Genomic DNA, 22,142 nt, shown 5'->3' with positions numbered 1-22,142 from the left:
CGGGTAAAAACCGGTAAAAATTTTATGAAAAACTTTACCTGTTGATCTTACTCGTTATATTTATCAAAGATAGGGTATTGATGTAATAAAAGATAGTCTCGTTTTTTAGCAAGACGACATAAAAAAATTTGGCTGCTGTTTTTTTGTTCGTTTAAGCATAAATTAAATCGAATAGGTGAGATGTAACGTGATGTGCTCTTATCGGCAGCTATTATTTCCTTTATAATAGCCGCCTTTTGGGTAAGGTTAGTTGTGATGGCTTACCTAAAACTGAATAATAATGAAATAACCAACATTCAGAATCACGATTATGCCTATTTATGAATACGAATGTGGTTGTTGCCAGCATCGTTTGGACAAATTACAGAAGTTTGCTGATGCCCCTTTGGTTGTATGTCCCGAATGTGGTGAATCGGCGTTAAGAAAATTGGTCTCCCCCGGACATTTCCATTTGAAAGGTTCCGGCTGGTATGCGAGTGAAGCTCAGCAAAACCGTAAGAATACTTCATCAGATACCCCTTGTGCTGGGGCCTGTCAGGCAAATTGCCCAGGCGCAGCATTGGCTGAATAAAAGGATAGCGTCATGCGTACTCACTATTGTGGACAGCTCAACACTTCTCTTGTTGGGCAAGAAGTCACCTTAAGCGGCTGGGTTAATCGTCGTCGTGATTTAGGTGGTTTAATTTTTATTGATATGCGCGACCGTGAAGGTATTGTGCAGGTCTTTTTTGACCCGGATTTTAAAGCGGCATTTGAACAGGCTTCAGAACTACGTAATGAGTATTGTATTCAGGTAACCGGCACGGTACGTGCTCGTCCCGAAAGCCAAGCTAATAACGATATGGCCACCGGCGGGGTTGAAGTTTTAGCCAGCAGTTTGAATATCATCAATCGTTCAGAGCCGTTACCGCTGGATTCAAATCAGAATAATACGGAAGAACAGCGTCTTAAATATCGTTATCTGGATTTACGCCGTACCGAAATGGCGGATAGATTGAAAACCCGCGCACGCATCACTGCGTTTGTTCGTCGTTATATGGATGGTAATGGTTTTCTGGATATTGAAACGCCAATGCTGACCAAAGCAACGCCGGAAGGTGCCCGTGACTATCTGGTGCCGAGCCGTGTACATAAAGGTAAGTTTTACGCACTGCCACAGTCACCGCAGCTGTTTAAACAATTGTTGATGATGTCCGGTTTTGACCGCTATTACCAAATTGTTAAATGCTTCCGCGACGAAGATTTACGGGCGGATCGCCAACCAGAATTTACCCAGATTGACGTTGAAACATCATTTATGAGTGCCGAACAGGTTCGCACCATGATGGAGAAGATGGTTCGTGAACTGTGGCTTGAAGTAAAAGGCGTTGATTTGGGGAATTTCCCAATTATGACTTTTGCTGAAGCGATGCGTCGTTACGGTTCAGACAAGCCAGATTTGCGTAACCCAATTGAGATTGTTGACGTTGCCGATCTGTTGAAAAACGTTGATTTTAAAGTGTTCTCTGGTCCGGCAAACGATCCGAAAGGGCGTGTCGCGGTGATTTGTGTACCGGGTGGCGCGCAGCTTACCCGTAAGCAAATTGATGAGTACACGCAGTTTGTTTCTATCTATGGCGCGAAAGGTCTGGCCTGGATGAAGGTCAACGACCGTAAAGGCGGCGTGGAAGGAGTTCAAAGTCCAGTTGCTAAGTTCCTGACGCCAGAAATTATTGAGTCTATCTTAGATCGCACTCAGGCAAATGACGGTGATATCCTGTTATTTGGTGCTGATAGTTTCAAAGTTGCCACGGATGCCATGGGCGCATTACGTCTGAAAGTGGGTCGCGATCTGAAAATCACCAATGAGAATAGTTGGGCACCGCTGTGGGTGGTTGACTTCCCAATGTTTGAAGATGATGGTGAAGGCGGCTTAACGGCGATGCACCATCCATTTACTGCACCAAAGGATATGACACCGCAAGAACTGCAGGCTGATCCGGAATCGGCGATTGCCAATGCTTATGATATGGTGCTGAACGGTTATGAAGTCGGTGGCGGTTCTGTGCGTATCCATAATGGTTCGATGCAGCAGGCAGTATTTGGTATTCTTGGCATTACTGAGCAGGAACAGCGTGAGAAGTTCGGCTTCTTATTAGATGCGTTAAAATATGGTACGCCTCCTCATGCCGGTATCGCATTTGGTCTGGACCGTTTAGTGATGTTACTGACCGGTACCGATAATATTCGAGATGTAATCGCATTCCCGAAAACTACCGCTGCGGCCTGTTTAATGACGGAAGCCCCAAGCTACGCAAATCCTGCGGCACTGCAGGAATTAAGCATCAGCGTTGTTGCTACGAAGTCAGAAAAATAATGCCGCAGTTTAAGCGCCCGGAATCGGTGTTGGTCGTGATTTATAGCCGTAGCAGTGGCCGGGTGCTTATGTTACAACGTAACGACGATCCTGACTTTTGGCAATCGGTAACCGGGAGTCTGGAAGCGGGAGAGTCTACGCAACAAACGGCGTGCCGTGAGGTTAAGGAAGAGACTGGTATTGATATTCAGGCAGAGCAGCTTGAATTACAGGATTGTCGGCGTCACGTTGAATTTGAAATTTTTACACATTTTCGCCATCGTTATGCGCCGGGTGTAACGCATAATCTGGAACATTGGTACTGTTTGGCTCTACCTGTGGAGCGTGAAGTGACGCTTTCAGAGCATACAACCTACCAATGGCTTGATAAAGAGCAGGCTGCTCAATTGACGAAGTCATGGAGCAACCGGCAGGCGATTGAAGAATTTGTTATTTCTCATTAAGCCGAACGGCTTTCTACTGGAGATTTTTTATGGCAGGTCATAGTAAATGGGCCAATACCAAGCATCGTAAAGCAGCACAAGATGCAAAACGCGGTAAAATTTTCACTAAAATTATTCGTGAACTGGTCACGGCGGCTAAATTAGGCGGCGGCGATCCAGGTGCGAACCCGCGTTTGCGTGCGGCTATTGATAAAGCCTTATCCAATAATATGACGCGTGATACCTTAAACCGTGCTATTGCTCGCGGCGTAGGCGGTGATGATGCGGATAATATGGAAACTATCATTTATGAAGGCTATGGCCCAGGCGGCACGGCGGTGATGGTTGAATGTCTAAGCGACAACCGCAATCGTACCGTTTCTGAAGTGCGTCATGCTTTCACCAAAACCGGTGGTAACTTGGGTACCGACGGTTCAGTTTCTTACCTGTTTACTAAAAAAGGCGTTATTTCTTACGCTGAAGGTACCGACGAAGATGCCGTTATGGATGCCGCGTTAGAGGCCGGTGCCGAAGACGTAGTCACCTATGACGATGGTGCGATTGACGTATTTACCTCACCAGAAAGCTTTGGTGAAGTGAAAGATGCGTTAGATGCCGCAGGTCTGGTTTCTATTGCGGCAGAAGTGTCGATGATTCCCTCCACCAAAGCTGAACTGGATGAGGAAACTGCACCTAAATTACTGCGTTTGATCGACATGTTGGAAGATTCAGACGACGTGCAAGAGGTTTACCATAACGGTGAAATCTCTGACGAGGTTGCGGCTACACTTTAATGGCCATTATCCTTGGCATTGACCCCGGCTCACGAGTGACCGGTTATGGCGTTATTCGTCAGTCGGGGCGCAAATTAGAGTATCTCGGTAGCGGCTGCATTCGCACCGCTGTCGATGATCTTCCTACCCGTCTCAAGCTGGTTTATGCCGGCGTCAGCGAAATCATCACGCAATTCCAGCCAGACGTTTTTGCCATTGAGCAGGTCTTTATGGCACGTAATGCCGACTCAGCCCTGAAACTGGGGCAGGCGCGCGGAGCGGCGATTGTTGCAGCGGTTAACGTCGATTTACCGGTATTTGAGTATGCGGCACGTCAGGTTAAGCAAACGGTTGTAGGTACCGGTGCGGCAGAAAAAACGCAGGTGCAGCATATGGTGCGTACGTTACTGAAGCTGACGGCAAATCCACAGGCCGATGCCGCCGACGCATTGGCTATTGCCATCACACACTGTCACTTACATCAGAACGTGGTGCGTATCGGCAACGGTCGACTGACTTTAGCGCGTGGGCGAGTAGCCGAATAACTGACCTTTAGTGATACAGAGATCAAACAAATTAAATAAAGCTGGATATTTATCCAGCTTTATTCTGTAATAGCTGTATAAATAGGGGCGTAGTGGGTTAAACTGCACAAAGCTAATATAAGCAGCGTGATTATAATGCCCTAAGTCAGCCATAAGGAGCCTGATTCGTGATTGGTCGTTTACGTGGAATTATTCTGGAAAAACAGCCGCCTGAAGTGCTGATTGAGGTTAATGGTGTCGGCTATGAAGTGTTTATGCCGATGAGCTGTTTTTATGAATTACCGGATCGCGGTCAGGAAGCGGTTATTTTTACTCACTTTGTAGTGCGTGAAGATGCTCAGCTTCTATATGGTTTTAATGATAAGCAGGAACGAGCGCTATTTCGTGAACTAATTAAAGTTAACGGCGTTGGTCCTAAGCTGGCGTTAGCTATTCTTTCTGGTATGTCGGCTCAGCAGTTTGTTCATGCGGTTGAGCAAGAGCAGGTGAGCATTCTGATTAAGCTACCGGGTGTGGGTAAGAAAACTGCCGAACGACTGGTTGTCGAAATGAAAGACCGCTTTAAAGGATTAAATGGCGACCTGTTTAATAATACAACTAATCTGCCGCCGGTGAGTTCGGCTAAAAGCGCTGATACCGACGCCGAAGCAGAAGCGGTTTCTGCCTTGGTTGCTCTGGGCTACAAGCCTCAGGAAGCCAGCCGTTTGGTGAGTAAAGTGATGAAGCCGGGCACCGAGAGTGAAACCCTGATCCGTGAAGCACTGCGTGCGGCACTGTGAGTTAAAGAGATAAAGCATGATTGAAGCTGACCGTTTGATATCACCTGTTGCGCAGTTTGAGGAGGAAGACTCCATCGATCGCGCTATGCGCCCTAAGCTACTGAATGAATATGTCGGCCAGCCTCACGTACGTGAGCAAATGGAGATTTTTATTCAGGCGGCAAAGTTGCGTGGTGATGCGCTGGATCATCTCCTGATTTTTGGTCCGCCGGGGCTGGGGAAAACCACGTTAGCTAACATTGTTGCTAACGAGATGGGAGTTAACCTGCGAACCACTTCCGGGCCGGTATTAGAGAAGGCCGGGGATTTGGCGGCGATGTTGACCAATCTGGAGCCTCATGATGTGCTGTTTATCGATGAGATTCATCGGCTGTCACCGGTGGTTGAAGAGATTCTCTATCCGGCGATGGAAGATTATCAATTGGATATCATGATCGGTGAAGGCCCCGCGGCACGTTCAATCAAAATTGATTTGCCTCCCTTCACATTAATCGGCGCGACCACCCGCGCTGGGTCACTGACTTCACCGCTGCGTGACCGTTTTGGCATTGTGCAGCGTTTGGAGTTTTATCAGGTTAAAGATCTGGAATCTATTGTTTCACGCAGCGCTCAGTGTATGTCGCTCAATCTGTCCGACGAAGGGGCCAATCATATTGCCCGTCGCGCACGGGGGACGCCGCGTATTGCTAACCGCTTACTGCGTCGGGTACGTGACTTTGCTGAAGTGCGTGCTGATGGCGTAATTAATGCGGATGTTGCGACCAGAGCGTTGGATATGCTGGATGTGGACGTTGAAGGTTTCGACTTTATGGACCGTAAACTGCTGTTGGCGATTATTGACAAGTTTATGGGTGGGCCGGTCGGATTAGATAATTTGGCAGCCGCAATTGGTGAAGAACGTGAAACCATCGAAGATGTGATTGAACCTTATCTGATTCAGCAGGGGTTTATTCAGCGTACGCCGAGAGGGCGGATGGCGACTCAGCACGCTTATCGACACTTTGGTATTTCAAGAGATCGTGACTAAAGTCTATCGAGCTCATCATTCCGGTGAAAACCGGAATCTAACTGAATGGTAACGTTTGGCTTAAGGGCGAGATCCTGACTTTCGTCAGGATGACGTAGAGAGCATAGTGGTTAGACTTTAATGGGGAGTTGTTTATTCTTCCCTTTATCCTCGTCATTTTGATGAAAACCGGAATCTAACTGAATGGCAACGTTTGGCTTAAGGGCGAGATGCTGACTTTCGTCAGGATGACGTGGAGAGTATGGTGGTTAGACCTTAATGGGGAGTTGTTTATTCTTCCCTTTATCCTCGTCATTTTGGTGAAAACCGGAATCTGGCTGAATGGTAATGCTTGGACTTAGAGCGTTATCCCCGCTTTTGCGGGGATAACGTTAGAAATTATTGATACAGGCTTAAATTCTCTTTTGCATAGGCTTCAAAATCAGTACAGCCGCCAATATGAACCTGATCGATAAAGATTTGCGGTACGGTTTCTACTGGTTTACCAACCGTTTTTTCCAGGTCAGCTTTAGTAATGCCTTCTGCATGAATATCGATGTAGTTATAGCTGAAATCATCACGCTCTTGGCTTAATTTTTCTGCTAATTCTTTGGCACGAACACAGTAAGGACAACCAGGACGTCCGAAAATGACAACAAACATGAGTACTCCTTGAAATTGATATTTTTCGGCCTATCGCCGCTAACTAATATAATAACACTGACCTTACTATGCCTGCCATGAGCAATTTTAAAAAGCAGGAATTACCTGTTAGTTTAATCAATATTATCTATGGCTATTAACCCCATAAAATTTATAGAAAAATATTTTATGGCTGATGATTGTGGTGTGCCTATAGGTGTTTTTCGAGTATCCTTTATGCCAAATAGTGCTGGAAAATGTAGGTTTTTATGACACCAACTATCGATCTTATCCGCGCCCATCGCTCTATCCGCGCATTTACGCCGCAACCGATTAACGATGAACAGCGACAGGCTATTGTTCAGGCAGCACTGGCAACGTCCAGTTCCAGCTTTTTGCAGTGTAGTTCAATTATTCGGGTGACCGATCATAATTTACGTTCTACGTTGGTTGAATACAGCGGCAATCAGAAACACGTGGCTCAGGCTGCGGAGTTTTGGGTATTCTGTGCTGATTTTTATCGCAATCAGCAAATTTGTCCGGAAGCTGAGTTAGGCTATGCAGAGCAACTATTACTGGGAACGGTAGATACCGCCATGATGGCGCAAAATGCGTTAATCGCAGCGGAGTCATTGGGGTTAGGGGGCGTTTATATCGGGGGCTTAAGGAATAATATTGCCAAGGTTACCGAGTTGCTTAAACTGCCGAAGCAGGTATTGCCACTATTTGGCTTATGCCTTGGTTATCCCGACCAGCATCCAGAATTAAAACCACGTTTACCGGCTGATATCGTGATGCATGAAAATAGCTATCAACCGTTAAACCGAGAGCTATTAGCCGCTTATGATGCCCATATTGTCGCCTATTATGAGTCGCGTTCTGATAATAAAAAGCATGTTAACTGGAGTGAACAGATTTCAGCGACAGTCCGTAAAGAAAGTCGCCCGTTTATTCTGGACTATTTACATCAGCAGGGGTGGGCAACTCGCTAAGTTTATTTAAACTGATTGTTTGAAGCCTGATAATGGTATCCGGCTTCAGATAACTTATCGCACAGTGCCTGTAGATCGATATCATAGCTGCGGGTAAGGTCTTCCAGTGATTCATGGTTATCTCTCAGCTTCATGTTAACGATACTGAGTAGCAAGTGGGGATCCATGGTTAAAAAATTCTGTAATGACACGTTTTTCTCCTGTTTGAGATAAAGAGTAAATAATAACTTACCTCAAAAGGTGTGAAATGAGGTAGTATTTACCGGTTATTGCACTTTCTATTCTGATTTACTGAGGGATACCATAATGGATAAGCTGATCGTCCCTGATCTGGCTTTAATGCGCCTCTGGCTCGAACAGTCTGGCGTATCCTTTTTTGAATGTGATTCCTGTCAGGCGTTACATTTACCACACTTGCAGAGCATTGATGGTATTTTTGATGCCAAAGTGGATTTGCTGGAAAACGTTATTCTATTTTCTGCGGTTGCAGAGATTCGCCCGATCGCGTTGATCCCTCTGGTGGCCGATCTTAGCCAGATTAATGCTTCATCGTTAACCACCAAGGTCTTTGTCGATATTCAGGATGATAATTTACCTAAACTGGTTATTTGCCAGTCTTTAAGCGTTGGTGCGGGCATTGCGATTGAGCAATTTCAACTGTTGCTACAGGAAGCAGAAGAGCAGACGACGCAGATTATTATGGAAGCCAGAGCCAATGAGCTGCTAATGATCAGCGATAATGATGGCGATCGGGAAGCGGAAGAGGATATTCAGATTGCCCGCCCGGTAACGCATACGATTCATTAATGTTTTTTCTGCCCGTGTTCATCTCTTATCGTCATACCCAATTCCGGAGTTGGTTTTAATGCAGTGCGCGCTTCATGCCGCGGGGCTTTGTTATTCATGTCAGTGGATAGATAAGCCCTATACGCAGCAATTACAAGATAAACATCAGGATCTGGAAAGGCTATTGTCGGGGTTGCCAGTTGAAACGTGGCTGAAAACAGTGAGCAGCGAACAGTCCGCATTTAGAAATAAAGCGAAAATGGTGATTAGCGGTAGCGTAGAACGGCCAGTGCTGGGTTTACCGCTCAAGGATGGGGTAGCCGTCGATCTCTGTGATTGTCCGTTGTATCCACCATCGATGCGCGATGCTTTCCCGTTATTAAAGCAATTTATACAACGGGCTGGGCTTACCCCTTACAACGTTGAGCGTCGAAGAGGTGAGCTGAAATTTATTTTGTTAACCCAGAGCCGTCTAGACGACGGACTGATGTTACGCTTTGTTTTACGTTCCGAAGTAAAACTACAGCAGCTCAGGGATGCATTACCTTGGCTACAGCAGCTATTGCCTCAGTTGCGGGTGATTTCTGCCAATATTCAGCCAATTCATATGGCGGTGTTGGAAGGCGAGCAAGAGATAATGTTAACCCAGCAGCAGGCGCTGGAAGAGCATTTCAATGAGATTCCTTTGTTTGTTCGCCCTCGTAGTTTCTTTCAGACTAACCCTGAGGTTGCCGAGAAACTGTATGCCACTGCTCAAGAATGGGTTGCTGAACTCGATATCCGTAGCATGTGGGATTTGTTTTGTGGCGTTGGTGGCTTTGGTCTGCACTGTGCATCGACATCTAAGATTCGATTAACCGGCATTGAAATCAGCGCTGAAGCTATTGAATGCGCTAAACGCTCTGCGCAGGCGATAGGGCTGGAAGATATCCATTTTGACGCGCTGGATTCAACCCAGTTTGCCGAAAGCAAGTTTCAGCAAGATATTCCCGAACTAGTGCTGGTCAATCCGCCACGCCGGGGAATTGGCGCTGAACTGTGTCGTTATCTGAGTCAGATGGCACCTGACTACATTATTTATTCCAGCTGCAACCCCCAAACGATGGCAAAGGATATCCGGCAATTGACCGGTTACCGCATCATTAAAGTTCAGCCGTTTGATATGTTTCCACATACTGCTCACTATGAAGTGCTGACTCTATTGCAGCGTCAATAATCAAGGGAATATTGACGATTCTCTTTATAGCTAATACCTTCCAGATCGAGCAGCGCTTTTTTCACCGCTAATCCACCTGAATAGCCCGTCAGCGTTCCGCTCCGTCCCAGAACGCGATGGCAGGGCAAAATAATGGCGATAGGATTAGCCCCCACCGCACCACCAACCGCCTGTGCGCCTTTGGGTTTATTGATGGCGGCAGCGATGTCGCCGTAGCTGACGATTTCGGCATAACCAATGTTTTTTAACTGCTGCCACACCGCTTTCTGGAATTCAGAGCCCTCCGGTTCACAGGGAATGTCTGTGAAACAGACGATCTTCCCGGCGAAGTAATCAGACAGCATGGTGATAACCTGATTGATAATTGGGGACGCTTTGCCGTCAATCCATCCCGCTTCCGGCTGGCGTTGTTCCACCTCATTAGGCAGCCAAAGCTGACGCAGGGCGATATCGTCTGCAACAATGCGTAGATTACCGACTGGGGAGAGGTAAAGTTGGTGATACATGGCGATATTCCTTTAGCGGCATAATGGCAAAAATAGTATCACTGGCCAGTTAAAATAAAAACGGCCTCAGGAAAAGAGGCCGCTAATAATACAGGGATAGGTTTTGTTACTGTGGGAACCATTTTTTGCTGATTTGTTGATAGGTTCCATCTTTTTTCACTGCATCTAATGCAGCATTAATTTTATTGGCTAACGCAGCGTTATCCAGACGAACTGCGATACCCAGCCCGGCGCCAAAGTAGGCTGGATCGGCAACGTGTTCACCCAGGGTTGCTAACTCAGGACTGGTTTTCAGCCACTCATTAACCGCCGCCGTATCACCAAATACTGCATCTATCCGGCCGTTTTTCAGGTCAATAACCGCCGTTTGATAGCTATCATAAGGCACGGTTTTAATTTCCGGGTGTTTATCATTGAGATATTTTTGGTGGGTTGAGCCGTTTTCCATCCCAACTTTTTTACCTTTCATTTGATCAACCGAAGTGATGGTGCCTTTACGGACCAGCAGCACTGCGGAGTTGGCATAGTAAGGTTGGCTAAATAACACCTGCTTGCTGCGCTCTGCGGTGATATCCATTCCGGAAATAACCGCATCATAACGACGGAATTTCAATGCAGGAATCAGGCTGTCAAAGGCATGATTAGAGAAGGTACATTCAGTCTTCATCTCTTTACACAGCGCTTTGGCCAAATCGATATCGAATCCGGCAATTTTGCTGTCTTTGTCCATAAACTCAAATGGAGGATAAGTTGCAGACGAGGCGAAACGGATAGGATCGGCAGCCTGAACAGATAATGCTGCACCGGCTAACAATAGGGTAGCTACAACTTTCTTCATAATAATGACTCCAATAATAAAATAGTCGCGCTGACTAAAAAATCGAATGAGGTGAATATATAGTCATTAAATGTGAATAAGCAAGCAAAATCTGACTATTCATAAAAATAGCGGTAAAAAAGTTAGCCTAAGAGCAAAACCAATAAAAAATCCCGACATAAAAAATGATGTCGGGATTAATAGACTACAGCGTGAAAGGGGGAAATTAACGGACGACAGAACCCCAAAGGTCGTACTCGTCGGCATTCTCAATTTTCACCTGAACAATCTCGCCCACTTTAACCTGAGTTTCCTGATTCAGATAAACAACGCCGTCAATTTCCGGGGCATCGGCCATACTACGGCCAATCGCGCCTTCTGCATCAACTTCATCGATAATAACCGGTAGCGTCAGGCCAACTTTATCCTGTAGGCGTTGGGTGGAAATTTGCTGTTGTAGCTGCATAAAGCGGTGGAAGCGCTCTTCTTTAACGTCTTCATCTACTTGATCAGCCAATTCATTTGCGGCAGCGCCTTCAACCGGGCTGTATTTAAAGCAGCCAACGCGATCGAGTTTAGCCTCACGCAGGAAATCCAGCAGCATAGTGAAGTCTTCTTCCGTTTCGCCGGGGAAGCCAACAATAAAGGTTGAACGTAGGGTTAACTGCGGACAAATTTCACGCCAGCGTTTAATTCGCTCCAGCGTACGCTCAACGGAACCCGGGCGCTTCATCGCTTTTAGAATTTTCGGGCTGGCATGTTGCAGCGGAATATCCAGATAAGGCAGGATTTTTCCCTCGGCCATCAATGGAATAACATCATCAACATGTGGATAAGGGTAGACATAGTGCAGGCGAACCCAAATACCTAATGAAGAAAGCTGCTCACACAGGCTGACCATATCAGTTTTAACCGGCTGTCCATTCCAAAAACCAGTGCGGTGTTTGATATCGACGCCGTAAGCTGAGGTGTCCTGAGAAATAACCAGTAGCTCTTTCACTCCGGCTTCCGCCAAACGCTTTGCTTCATCCAGCACTGAACCGATAGGGCGGCTATCCAGATCGCCGCGCATTGACGGAATAATGCAGAAAGTACAGCGATGATTACAGCCTTCCGATATTTTTAAATAGGCATAGTGCTTTGGAGTAAGCTTTACCCCTTGAGCCGGAACCAGACTGGTGAACGGATTAAACTCAGGCTTGGGGGCATAGGTATGCACGTGTTTTAACACCTGCTCATAGCTATGGGGACCCGTAATCTCCAGTACCTTGGGGTGAACTTCACGAATCTGATCTTCTTTGGCACCCAGACACCCGGTAACAATCACTTTACCGTTCTCTGTTAATGCTTCACCGATGGCTTCCAGTGATTCCTGAACGGCACCTTCAATAAAGCCGCAGGTGTTAACGATAACTAAGTCTGCACCTTCGTAGCTGGGAACCACTTGATAACCTTCAGTTCGTAGTTCGGTCAAAATACGTTCTGAATCGACCAGGTTTTTCGGGCAGCCAAGGGAAACAAAGCCGACGGTTGGTGCTTGGGGTGTAGTATTGGACATTACTCAAAACTCGTTGATGTCGTCATGCAGCAGAAGAGCGATTCTTCGGTGTCTATGACTGTTAGGAATTAGGGCGAATTCTACCGATGTCGAGATGAAATTTATATAGCTATGTTTGGTCGTCTGGTAATAAACCGACTGAAAAGCTTATTTTCAGTCGGTTACCAATAAAGCATGTGATAAATTAAAAACGGTACTTGATGCCTACGGTGAGTGATGTATCACTATAGCCATTTCCACCTAACTGTTGTGCGACGTTTGTCCATAGGTTTAGGTGGCGGTTTACTTGTCCTTCGGTTCCTAATTTTAATTCGCCAATATGACGACTACCGGCCTGTTGGACACGATTTGTATCAAGAATAGCGCCAGCCTGTTTACTGTTATACAACCAGTTGATTTCAGCATAAGTTGTAAATAATTTTTCAGTGCCTTTGTCTTTATCACTGACACCTTCACGTGAAAGCGTCAGTCCCAGTCGAGTTTGTATATTATCACTGCCGCTGGAACTGATGGCTGTTCCATTAATATCTGTATGGTCGTCGGCTTTGATACCGCTCCAGATTATTTGTGAATGTGGAGTGAAATAGACATTGCCATTGATTCCCTGATAGAGATCTAAGCGATAGCCTGTCTCCATTGAGGCACTAAAACCATTAATATCATAATCCTCGCTTGAAAATTGTTGTCCGTCTACTTTCGCCTTCAGCCAGCTGTATTGGATCCAGCTATCAACATAGGCACCATGCAAGGTATTCGCATCTTGAAACCAAGTGCTATAGATACCGGTGTTATAACCATTAACGGTGTTTTTGGAGATATGACCTGTACGTGGGGCATTGGTTTTACTCTTTGCCTCACCGTATCCAGCGATTAAGCCAACACCAATACGGCCGGTATCATCAGTTTGTAAGCTAAATATTTCACCGCCGCCCTGAACGACATAACTGTTTGTTGTGTTATGCAACTGTCCTGAACTATCGCGAGAGCGCGTATGGGATCCTACCTGACGTAACCACATACTGGAGTTTTCAGCCCGGCCTTCGCGATCTTTCAGGTTAAGGTTAAACAGCTTGCTCGCCGCGGCCATGTTTGCCATATAACCGCCAGCTTCAGGGTGATAAACTTTGTCGCTGTTGCCATCAGCTAACTCTGAACGTAAATACCAGTTGCCATCTTCTTCATTGAGACCATTTTTGTACAAAAAGTACTCGTAAGCGCCGATGGTGACACGATTTTTTAGCGTGAATATCCCGTTGGATTGACCAGCTACTTTTACGACTTCAATGTTATGAATATTATTGAGCGTTCGTGCACCGCTTGCTTTAATGTTATTAACAATAATGCCGGTATCACCGCTGGTATCACCCGTTACGATGAGTTTATCGGTTAACGAATTAGCGCCATTGAGAAGGGTATTTAATATCAGTGTTCCACCACCGGTATAGTTACCGTTTACCGTTAAGGTGTTACCAGCTGAATTTCCCGCTAGATTAATCACGCCATTGTTAATTAATGACCCCATGTTTAAATTGCCAGGGGCGACGTCTTGATAGTTAACGATAGAGTTCAAGGCCGCAATGGTTCCATTGTTCTCAACGGTGCCGTTAACGCTGCCTAAACCACTTAGGGTCGCTTCACTACCAATCGTGATATTACCTAACAATTCTGCGGAATGATTTTGATCGCCGATATTCAGAACTCCGCCTTCAATAAGCCAGTTTGATGCCGCCGTATTTTGCCCGGTCAGGGTCCATATTCCGCTGTTCTGCTTTTTGTAAGTATCAAATCCACTAAATTGTGAGTCACTACTTTGGCTTAACGTTTCGACCAAGCTATCTAAAGCGAAGCGGTTTCCCCCACCACTTAATATCAGCGTATTATTTGTTCCTTGAGCAAGAACATTCCCTGTCAGGTTGTAATTACCTGAAAGTTCTAATGTATTATTGTTGCCAATCAGTTCGATGGCATTAGCATTGATTTGCTGGGAACCATCTTTACCACCGGCAATGAGTCCTTCATTGACAATGATATTATTGTCACCTGTTATTTTTATACCAATACCGCCATTACCCGCAATTTTTTCTTCAGCAGGCGTGCCGCCTTCGCCGCCAATGATTGAGGCCGAATTTTGGTTCGTTATCGTATTATTATTAGATGTAAGGATGATTGCATTACCGGCGGCGGCACCATCACCTTCGCCTTCATTATTAAAGTCAGGAAAATAGCCTTTACCGCCATTACCACCTGTGATGGTGGCGGTTGAAAAGTTGGTTAGGGTTAATTGACCATTTGTTATGGAAATACCATCGCCACCGATGCCGCCATGGCCCTGTGTAATGCCTGTACCAGTATATCCACCATTATCGGCATCACCACCAGAAATGACGGCATTAGCCCGGTTTTCTAATACGAGAATCCCTGAGGAAACCAGAAGAGCATCTCCGCCATTGCCGCCAAAAACAGCATTGCTGCCACCTTTACCGCCTTTAAGGTTGCCCGAATTAAATATCTCACCTTGTGAGAAGGTGTTATCAAGTTTAAGGGCTGCGCCAGCGTTGCTTGTTGGTATATCAGGGACAGTGCGTTCTCCATTACCACCGATTACGTTGACACTGCTATTTATTATTAGTTGTGAAGGCGTGTTCTCTACTGGTGACCATATAATACCTTCCTGAGCATCATCGCCATTAGATTGGTCACCATTAGTACCAAAAACATCTGATGAAATGGTTTCATTTGATGAGGTAAGCGTCGTGGTTTCAGCATTGATAAAGGGTGACGCACCAAGAGAGATTAAAAGCAAAGGTGTTGAAATTGAGTTTATTGATAATTTGCGAATAAGTGTTTTTTGGTTTTTAATGTTAAAATTTTCACAATGGGTATTAATTGTCTTTTTCATGTTTACTCTTCACTGCTCCTTTGCTTTCATTCCATCAAATTGTTTTATATGGCTAAAAAATCTATCTCTTAATGCTTATTGTCCTTGTGTGGTTTAAGTGGACAAATAAAATGATTGCTTAGTGTGAGAAGCAATGTGTATAGACGTATTAAATGGTTTTAAAATGTATCAGGATAATACTTTATACTATTATTTAATTATTGATAAGCTTTTTTGTTAAATGTAAAAATAAACACTTTGTTTTTTCTAATGAGTTATTTTTATTGGTGTTTTTATTTTTAATAACCGCCATTTATATAAGGTTATTTTTAATTAAAAATTAAATTTTCTTCTTGTGAGTTTTTGGGTTAATTAATATTTGTATGATGTAATGGGTATATAAACCGTATTCAACCGAAATATTTTTTGACGTAAGGTTGCCTGTAGCCAAGAAAAATGCGGCTAACGGTGCACTCACCATTTGTGAAGTCTGATGCTTTGGTTGTTAACTATTGCGATACTTAGATGTGTTTAAAAGTAACGGGTGCGGTTGTAGGGGGAGTGAGATTCATGTGAATGAAATTTACACCGGAAGTAAATTAACAACGCTACACCGCCAATCATCCCACCCGTTACTTAAATATTATTCTATATGCCCTAAACGGCGAGAAACCACTTGAGAAACGTTCTTCAAGTCTTCAATAACTTGCTCTAATTTAGGCTTCATTCGATTGGTAGGGCCTGCAACGCTGATTGCGCCGATAACATTACCCGTATAGTTAAAAATAGGTTTTGCGACGCAAGTCAGGCCTTCTTCATTTTCTTCATTATCAAATGAATAGCCTTTCAGGCGTATATCTGCAAGCGCCTCGTATAACCCAACACGATCGGTAATGGTATTTTCAGTATATTTTACCAGCGGCTCTTTGAGCTGTAGATCAATTTCTTCCTGTGATTGATGAGCTAATAGGGCTTTACCAATGCCGGTGCAATAGGCGGGCATACGACTGCCTAAGTGTGCGTTAGTCTGAATGGCCAGCGTACCTTCGCTTTTATATAAATAGACAACATGACCATGGTTATAAACGCCTAAAAAACAGGTTTCCTGAGTCAGGCTGGACAGTTTTTTTAAATAAGGAATCGCCACTTCAACCAAATTAACATTCATCAGGCCTTTAATACCAAGCTCCAGTGATTTTATATCTAAAATATAACGCTCGGTCAGGTTATCTAATGTCACATACTCTCTGAGCTTCAGCGTTTCTAAAATTCTGAAGACGGTTGTTTTAGCAATTTTTGTATTTTTAGCTAAGTCAGCGAGTGAGATACCGGTAGGGTGGTTACTGACGCTTTCAAGAATGGTTAATACTTTATCGATACTTGATGAATTGAGTTTATCTGACATAAATATGAGTTCTGTTTATGGAACGATAATCCATTATAACCTCAATTCTTACTGAGGGAATAGAACATCGCTGCCTTACTACATCCCCATCCATCGTTTATGACCTTTCCTGACCTCCTTGTGTGATAACCATCACGAATTCATTTAAATGGAATTGCGTTCCGTTATTTGTGTAATTACATTAAATGCGGAATGACGTTCCATTTATTGTTTTTTTGACTGGAATGATATTTCAACGTTAGAGGCCGTAAAATCTCTTCAATTAAGGAATAACCATGTTTATTGTTACTATTGACTCAGGTACCACCAACACCCGGGTCAGAGTATGTCAGGGGAACGCCGTCATTGCTGAAGCAAGTGGTGCCGTTGGCGTTAGAGATACGGCCATTACCGGTAGTCAATGTGCATTAGTTGAAGGCGTAAGAAGCGTTTTACATCAGGCGTTGAGTAAAGCCAATGTGAACGTTGAATCTGATGAGATGCAGATTTTAGCCTCCGGCATGATCACTTCGAATATGGGGTTATGTGAAATTCCCCATCTCTCTGCACCAGTCAACCGTGATGATCTGGCCTCCGGGGCTGTACAAAAAGTATTACCTGAAATTATTGATCATCCGATCTGGTTTATACCCGGCGTTAAAAATAACGTTTCAAAGGTTGATCTAAGCTGTTGTGAACTAATGGATGTGATGCGCGGTGAAGAAACAGAAACCATCGGGGCAATATCACTATTTGATATCAATGGTCCTGCGCTGATTATTCTGCCGGGGTCTCATTCTAAATTCGTCAAACTGGATAACCATAATCATATCGTTAGCAGCGCGACCACCATTGCTGGCGAACTACTCAGCGTGGTCACGCAAAATACCATTCTCGCTAATTCACTGGATAGTCAGTTCACCAACAATATTGATCAAGAGTACTTACTCAAAGGCGCTAAATTGTGTCAGGAAGTAGGGCTGGCCCGCAGCTGCTTTTCCGTACGTATTCTGGATTTATTCAGTCAAACCACACTAAATCAACGCGCGAATTTTTTACTCGGGACTATTTTGTACTCCGATATTTTGACTATTAAGAATAGTCAGGCATTAGCGTTTGAGGCGGATTCCACCATTGTCATTTGCGGCAAGAAAATCTTAAGGCAGGGGTTAGAAATACTCATCAAAGAGGATGAGTTTTTTACCGGCAAGATTATTGCCGTGGATGAGGATAGCAGTAAACCACTCTCCGTTATCGGTGCAAAACTGATTGCCGAACGGATTAATGAATTGAAAAACCAACCTACCAAGCAGTTAGCCGGAGAATAATAATATGGCGTGGAATACCAAAATGCCCCTGATTGCAATTTTGCGGGGCATAACACCTGATGAAATTCATACGCATATCCCGTTATTAATTGAAGCGGGTTTTGATGCGATAGAGATCCCTTTAAATTCCCCTGACTGGCAAATCAGTATTCAACAGGCTGTTCAACATTATGGTCATCAGGCCTTAATTGGTGCAGGTACTGTATTGCGGGTTGAGAATGTCGATCAACTGGCTGAACTAGGTTGTCGGTTAATCGTGACGCCAAATATTCATACCGGCGTTATCCGTAAAGCCATTGAATACGGCATGACTGTTTGTCCTGGCTGTTTCACAGCCACTGAGGCATTTACTGCGTTGGAGGCCGGTTCACCTAATTTAAAAATTTTCCCTTCTGCGACGTTAGGCCCTGACTATGTCAAAGCGTTAAAAGCGGTTTTACCTGAGGATATTTCAGTCTTTGCCGTTGGTGGCGTCACACCTGAGAACTTACATACCTATCTGAATGCGGGATGTGTGGGTGCGGGGTTAGGCGGTGACTTATATAAGGCGGGGCAATCAGCTGAAAGAACCAAGCAGCAGGCCGAAGCTTTTATTCATGCTTATCAACAATGGCAACAGCAACAACAATAAGAAAATGCCAGACGCCGTTATCTGGATAAAAGCGACATTTATTCAAAGGTATTTAACATGAAATATGATTACTTATTAAAGAATGCCACGGTTTTTGATGGCTCAGGAAATGAAAGTTTTATTTCCGATGTGGCTATTAAAGACGATCGTATCGCTAAAATCAGCCCTCAGATTATTGCCGATGCTGATATCACTATTGACTGTACCGGTTTAGTTTTATCCCCCGGATTTATTGATGTACATACCCATGATGATTTGATTGTGGTGCAAAAGCCGGATTACATCGAAAAAACCTCGCAGGGCGTGACCAGCATTATTGTGGGTAACTGCGGTATTAGTGCGGTGTGTGCCACTTTACGTGATGAGGTTCCTGATCCTATCGATTTACTCGGTAGTTTGGATGAGTTCGTTTTCCCCGACCTGAATGCCTATAAAGAAAAAATTAATCAGATTTCACCGTCAGTGAACGTGGGGACGTTAATTGGCCATACCACATTACGTAATAATTGTGTTGAGAGCCTGCTAAAACCCGCAACGCAAGACAATATTGAGGTGATGAAAAGCAAGTTAGTTGAGGCATTAGAGCAGGGGGCATTAGGCTTAAGTACCGGACTGTCTTATGGCAATGCGATTAACTCATCAACAGAAGAAATCTGCGCGCTGTCAGAGGTGTTGACCGCTTATCGTGGCTTATATGCAACGCATATGCGAACAGAGTATGACGGCATTATTGGCGCCATGGAAGAGGCGTTTTTGGTGGGGCGACATGCCAAAGTGCCGGTTCAAATATCACATCATAAATGCGCTGGCGCTAAAAACTGGGGCAGAACGGTAGAGACGTTAGGCCTGATTGACAAGTGTCGTCTGGAGCAAGATATCAGCTGTGACTGTTACCCTTATCGTGCGGGTTCGTCCAACCTCGATTTATCTCAAGTGACCGCTGATTACGATATTTTAATCACTTGGTCTACGCCACATCCTGACATGTCGGGCAAAACATTAGAAGAAATCGCAGTTGCCTGGTCAACGGATATACATCAAGCGGCAGCGCGTTTACAGCCTGCCGGCGCGATTTACTTCCAAATGCACGAAGATGATGTCAGAAGAGTATTACAACATCCTAGCTCCATGGTTGGCTCTGATGGTCTGCCTCGCGATCCTAATCCTCATCCACGCTTATGGGGCACTTTCCCGCGGGTATTAGGGCACTACAGTCGTGATGAAAAATTATTCTCTCTGGCGACGGCGATTCACAAAATGACCGGATTATCGGCACAACGATTCTCACTGTCTGGCCGGGGCTTTATTAAAGAAAATTATTTCGCCGATATCGTGTTATTCGATGCCAATAAAATTAATGCCACTGCAACGTTTGAACAACCAAAACAACGAGCCGACGGAATTGAATATGTGTTCGTCAATGGCGTGGTGGCTTATACCGATAAACAAATGACGGGGAATAGAGCCGGTAGATTTATGGAAAGAGAAAAGAATTAATAAAAAAGAAATTCATAAAACACACGTTTATAGAATGCACTTATAAAACAACAGGTAATAAAAACAGGTGAATAACATGATTAAAAGATATGGCGTGGGCGGCAGTAAAGGTACCGGCGAACAAGCACTTCCTTTTTCCAAGGCTGTGGCGGCAGATGGCTGGTTATATGTTTCTGGTCAGACGCCAATGATCGACGGCGAAATTATTGATGGCGGCATTATTGCTCAGTCTAAAGTGGCGATCCAAAACTGTTTAGACATTATGACTGAGGCAGGATATGGCAAAGAAGACATTGTTCATATGAAGGTTTTCCTGACGGATGCTCGTTATTTTCAATCGTTTAATAAAGTTTTTAAAGAATTCTTTCATGAACATCCACCGGCAAGAGTGTGCTGTGTTGCCGACTTAGTTGTTGATTGCATGGTGGAAGTGGATATCACCTGTTTTAATCAGAAATTTAAATAAGAAACCACTTATTTGAATCTTATTATAACGATATAAAGGATATCATTTATGAATGATAACAATTTCTTAGTGTGGTTTTTGATCTATGCGGGATGCATGATGTTGGTGGGTTGGTATGTTACCCGCCATCAAAAGACCGGTGAAGACTTTATTCTTGGCGGGCGTAAATTACCGATGTTACTGACGCTGGGCTCTACCGTTGGAACCATGGTGGGTACCGGTTCCAGTATCGGTGCCGTTAGCTTTGGTTATGCTAACGGTTGGGCAGGCATGTTATATGGTATTGGTGGTGCTACCGGTATTTTATTAACCGCTTGGTTATTTGCGCCGGTCAGAAAACTGCGCTTTATGACGATGAGTGAAGAGCTTTGTTATTATACCGGCGGCAGTAAAATCGTTAAAAATATGGTCGCGATTATTATATTTTTAGCGTCAATCGGTTGGTTAGGTGCGCATATTCTGGGGGGCGGGTTATATTTAGCCTGGGCTTCAGGTATCGATATTAACGTAGCTAAAATCATTGTTGCCGTTGGATTTATATTCTATGTCGGTATTGGTGGATATAAAGCGGTATCCTGGATTGATACATTACAATCGATTGTTTTGTTTGCCGGTTTCATTCTATTAGCCGTCATGTCTGTGAATTACGTGGGTGGCTGGGATGTGGTGGTGGCGAATACCGACCCTAAAGCCTATACGCTTTTTGGTATTGGTAAATTAGGCTTTTATCCGGCTATTTCATTGGCGGTTGTGATTTGTATTGGGGTTTTAGCCACGCCGTCTTATCGTCAGCGTATTTACTCGGCTAATTCAACCAAAGCCATTAGACAATCATTTGTGATTACCGGTTTATTGTATATGGGCTTTTCATTCTTGCCGGCCATTATCGGTATGTCGACGCATGTGATGGATCCTAACTTAGAAAACAGCAGCTTCGCCTTCTTGTATGCCACAAATGCGCTGCCTCATATCTTAGCGATGGTGGTACTGATTGCGGGTATGTCGGCCAATATGTCTTCAGGAAGTTCCGATGCCATTGCCGGTGTGTCGATTATATTACGTGATATTTATACTCTGATTACCGGAAAAATGCCGCCACCAGAGAAAGCCATCAATCTATCAAGAATATTCTTATTAGTGGTTATTGCGTTGGCTCTGATATTCGCTCTGACATCCAATGACATTATTGGCTACATTACCAAAATGATTTCGATGATTATGTCTGGTATGTGTATTTCGGTACTGTTCGGCCGGTTCTGGCATCGGTTTAATTGGCAAGGGTGCGTTGCGGCATTGTTAGGTGGAAGTTTAACGTCGTTAGCTATCATCCTGACTCCAGCGTGGTCAGCATTCTGGGGTAACCCAAGTATCCCAGCATTAACCGTCAGTTTTGTTGTTTCGGTGATCGTGACCTTAGTGACGCCGAAAAATAAATTGAGCCGGGAAGATGTGTTAAAGTTAATTACCGATGAGCGGGAAAATAACGCTTAATTCGTGTGTGAGCAATTTATAACGGTATGAAAGATAAAGAATACACAAGTTGTGTATTCTTTATTTATT

The 22,142-nt window shown here is 44.5% G+C and carries 22 protein-coding genes; 15 read left to right on the top strand and 7 right to left on the bottom strand.

What is annotated here, in order from left to right:
- Positions 1-310: 310 nt before the first annotated feature.
- The 7 genes from EL341_RS09365 (at position 311) to ruvB (ending at position 5,902) form a co-directional block, all read left to right on the top strand.
- Positions 311-571: an FmdB family zinc ribbon protein gene (locus tag EL341_RS09365; protein WP_071845462.1), complete on the top strand. Its 261-nt coding sequence runs from the start codon at positions 311-313 to the stop codon at positions 569-571.
- Between the two features lie 12 nt (positions 572-583).
- Complete coding sequence (gene aspS / locus EL341_RS09360) at positions 584-2,356, top strand: aspartate--tRNA ligase (protein WP_126467637.1); 1,773 nt, start codon at positions 584-586, stop codon at positions 2,354-2,356.
- Positions 2,356-2,799 carry a dihydroneopterin triphosphate diphosphatase gene (gene nudB / locus EL341_RS09355; protein WP_047781135.1) on the top strand — a complete coding sequence of 148 codons (444 nt, stop codon included), beginning with the start codon at positions 2,356-2,358 and terminating at the stop codon, positions 2,797-2,799. Before aspS ends, nudB begins: the two co-directional genes overlap by 1 nt.
- 29 nt (positions 2,800-2,828) lie before the next feature.
- Positions 2,829-3,572 carry a YebC/PmpR family DNA-binding transcriptional regulator gene (locus EL341_RS09350; RefSeq protein WP_047781134.1) on the top strand — a complete coding sequence of 248 codons (744 nt, stop codon included), beginning with the start codon at positions 2,829-2,831 and terminating at the stop codon, positions 3,570-3,572.
- Entirely contained in the window at positions 3,572-4,096 is a 525-nt protein-coding gene (ruvC, locus tag EL341_RS09345) for a crossover junction endodeoxyribonuclease RuvC (protein WP_114986678.1), read from the top strand. The genes EL341_RS09350 and ruvC overlap by 1 nt, the downstream gene beginning before the upstream one ends.
- A gap of 167 nt (positions 4,097-4,263) precedes the next feature.
- Entirely contained in the window at positions 4,264-4,875 is a 612-nt protein-coding gene (gene ruvA / locus EL341_RS09340; RefSeq protein ID WP_047781132.1) for a Holliday junction branch migration protein RuvA, read from the top strand.
- A 16-nt stretch (positions 4,876-4,891) separates the two neighbouring features.
- On the top strand, positions 4,892-5,902 hold the full coding sequence (gene ruvB, locus EL341_RS09335; protein WP_047781131.1) for a Holliday junction branch migration DNA helicase RuvB: 1,011 nt from the start codon (positions 4,892-4,894) through the stop codon (positions 5,900-5,902).
- Positions 5,903-6,280: 378 nt separating this feature from the next.
- On the opposite strand, the gene EL341_RS09330 is transcribed toward ruvB, so the two are convergent.
- Complete coding sequence (locus EL341_RS09330) at positions 6,281-6,544, bottom strand: GrxA family glutaredoxin (RefSeq protein WP_047781130.1); 264 nt, start codon at positions 6,542-6,544, stop codon at positions 6,281-6,283.
- Positions 6,545-6,792: 248 nt separating this feature from the next.
- Here EL341_RS09330 and nfsA point away from each other — a divergent pair, with 248 nt between their 5' ends.
- On the top strand, positions 6,793-7,515 hold the full coding sequence (gene nfsA, locus EL341_RS09325; protein WP_047781129.1) for an oxygen-insensitive NADPH nitroreductase: 723 nt from the start codon (positions 6,793-6,795) through the stop codon (positions 7,513-7,515).
- A 2-nt stretch (positions 7,516-7,517) separates the two neighbouring features.
- On the opposite strand, the gene EL341_RS09320 is transcribed toward nfsA, so the two are convergent.
- Positions 7,518-7,706: a DUF4250 domain-containing protein gene (locus EL341_RS09320; protein WP_047781128.1), complete on the bottom strand. Its 189-nt coding sequence runs from the start codon at positions 7,704-7,706 to the stop codon at positions 7,518-7,520.
- 115 nt (positions 7,707-7,821) lie between these two features.
- Here EL341_RS09320 and EL341_RS09315 point away from each other — a divergent pair, with 115 nt between their 5' ends.
- Together EL341_RS09315 and rlmC are read left to right on the top strand one after the other, a co-directional pair.
- Complete coding sequence (locus EL341_RS09315; RefSeq protein WP_047781127.1) at positions 7,822-8,322, top strand: YbjN domain-containing protein; 501 nt, start codon at positions 7,822-7,824, stop codon at positions 8,320-8,322.
- A gap of 58 nt (positions 8,323-8,380) precedes the next feature.
- On the top strand, positions 8,381-9,517 hold the full coding sequence (gene rlmC / locus EL341_RS09310) for a 23S rRNA (uracil(747)-C(5))-methyltransferase RlmC (protein WP_126467635.1): 1,137 nt from the start codon (positions 8,381-8,383) through the stop codon (positions 9,515-9,517).
- Here rlmC and EL341_RS09305 read toward each other — a convergent pair.
- The 5 genes from EL341_RS09305 to EL341_RS09285 all read right to left on the bottom strand — a co-directional run bounded on the left by EL341_RS09305 (position 9,511) and on the right by EL341_RS09285 (position 16,681).
- Positions 9,511-10,023 carry a methylated-DNA--[protein]-cysteine S-methyltransferase gene (locus EL341_RS09305; protein ID WP_047781125.1) on the bottom strand — a complete coding sequence of 171 codons (513 nt, stop codon included), beginning with the start codon at positions 10,021-10,023 and terminating at the stop codon, positions 9,511-9,513. The genes rlmC and EL341_RS09305 overlap by 7 nt on opposite strands.
- Positions 10,024-10,129: 106 nt before the next feature.
- The gene (artJ, locus tag EL341_RS09300) at positions 10,130-10,861 is read right to left on the bottom strand and encodes an arginine ABC transporter substrate-binding protein (protein WP_047781124.1); all 732 of its coding nucleotides are present in this window, start codon (positions 10,859-10,861) and stop codon (positions 10,130-10,132) included.
- Positions 10,862-11,066: 205 nt separating this feature from the next.
- Positions 11,067-12,398, bottom strand: a complete 1,332-nt coding sequence (rimO, locus tag EL341_RS09295; RefSeq protein WP_126467634.1) for a 30S ribosomal protein S12 methylthiotransferase RimO — start codon at positions 12,396-12,398, stop codon at positions 11,067-11,069.
- A 184-nt stretch (positions 12,399-12,582) separates the two neighbouring features.
- Positions 12,583-15,297: an autotransporter family protein gene (locus EL341_RS09290; RefSeq protein ID WP_126467632.1), complete on the bottom strand. Its 2,715-nt coding sequence runs from the start codon at positions 15,295-15,297 to the stop codon at positions 12,583-12,585.
- Positions 15,298-15,919: 622 nt separating this feature from the next.
- Positions 15,920-16,681, bottom strand: a complete 762-nt coding sequence (locus EL341_RS09285; protein WP_047781121.1) for an IclR family transcriptional regulator — start codon at positions 16,679-16,681, stop codon at positions 15,920-15,922.
- A gap of 275 nt (positions 16,682-16,956) precedes the next feature.
- Between EL341_RS09285 and EL341_RS09280 the strand changes: the two genes are divergently transcribed.
- From EL341_RS09280 to EL341_RS09260, 5 genes are all read left to right on the top strand, one after another.
- Complete coding sequence (locus EL341_RS09280; protein WP_047781120.1) at positions 16,957-17,988, top strand: 2-dehydro-3-deoxygalactonokinase; 1,032 nt, start codon at positions 16,957-16,959, stop codon at positions 17,986-17,988.
- Positions 17,989-17,992: 4 nt separating this feature from the next.
- On the top strand, positions 17,993-18,619 hold the full coding sequence (locus EL341_RS09275) for a 2-dehydro-3-deoxy-6-phosphogalactonate aldolase (RefSeq protein WP_126467630.1): 627 nt from the start codon (positions 17,993-17,995) through the stop codon (positions 18,617-18,619).
- Positions 18,620-18,676: 57 nt separating this feature from the next.
- Positions 18,677-20,116, top strand: a complete 1,440-nt coding sequence (locus EL341_RS09270) for an N-acyl-D-amino-acid deacylase family protein (protein ID WP_114986674.1) — start codon at positions 18,677-18,679, stop codon at positions 20,114-20,116.
- A gap of 76 nt (positions 20,117-20,192) precedes the next feature.
- Positions 20,193-20,582, top strand: a complete 390-nt coding sequence (locus EL341_RS09265; RefSeq protein WP_074822339.1) for a RidA family protein — start codon at positions 20,193-20,195, stop codon at positions 20,580-20,582.
- A gap of 48 nt (positions 20,583-20,630) precedes the next feature.
- The gene (locus tag EL341_RS09260; protein ID WP_047781116.1) at positions 20,631-22,073 is read left to right on the top strand and encodes a sodium:solute symporter family protein; all 1,443 of its coding nucleotides are present in this window, start codon (positions 20,631-20,633) and stop codon (positions 22,071-22,073) included.
- Positions 22,074-22,142 lie beyond the last annotated feature (69 nt).

The organism is Pragia fontium (assembly GCF_900638655.1).
In the GTDB taxonomy this organism is placed as follows: domain Bacteria; phylum Pseudomonadota; class Gammaproteobacteria; order Enterobacterales; family Enterobacteriaceae; genus Pragia; species Pragia fontium.
This window is presented reverse-complemented; position numbering and strand designations above follow the sequence as displayed.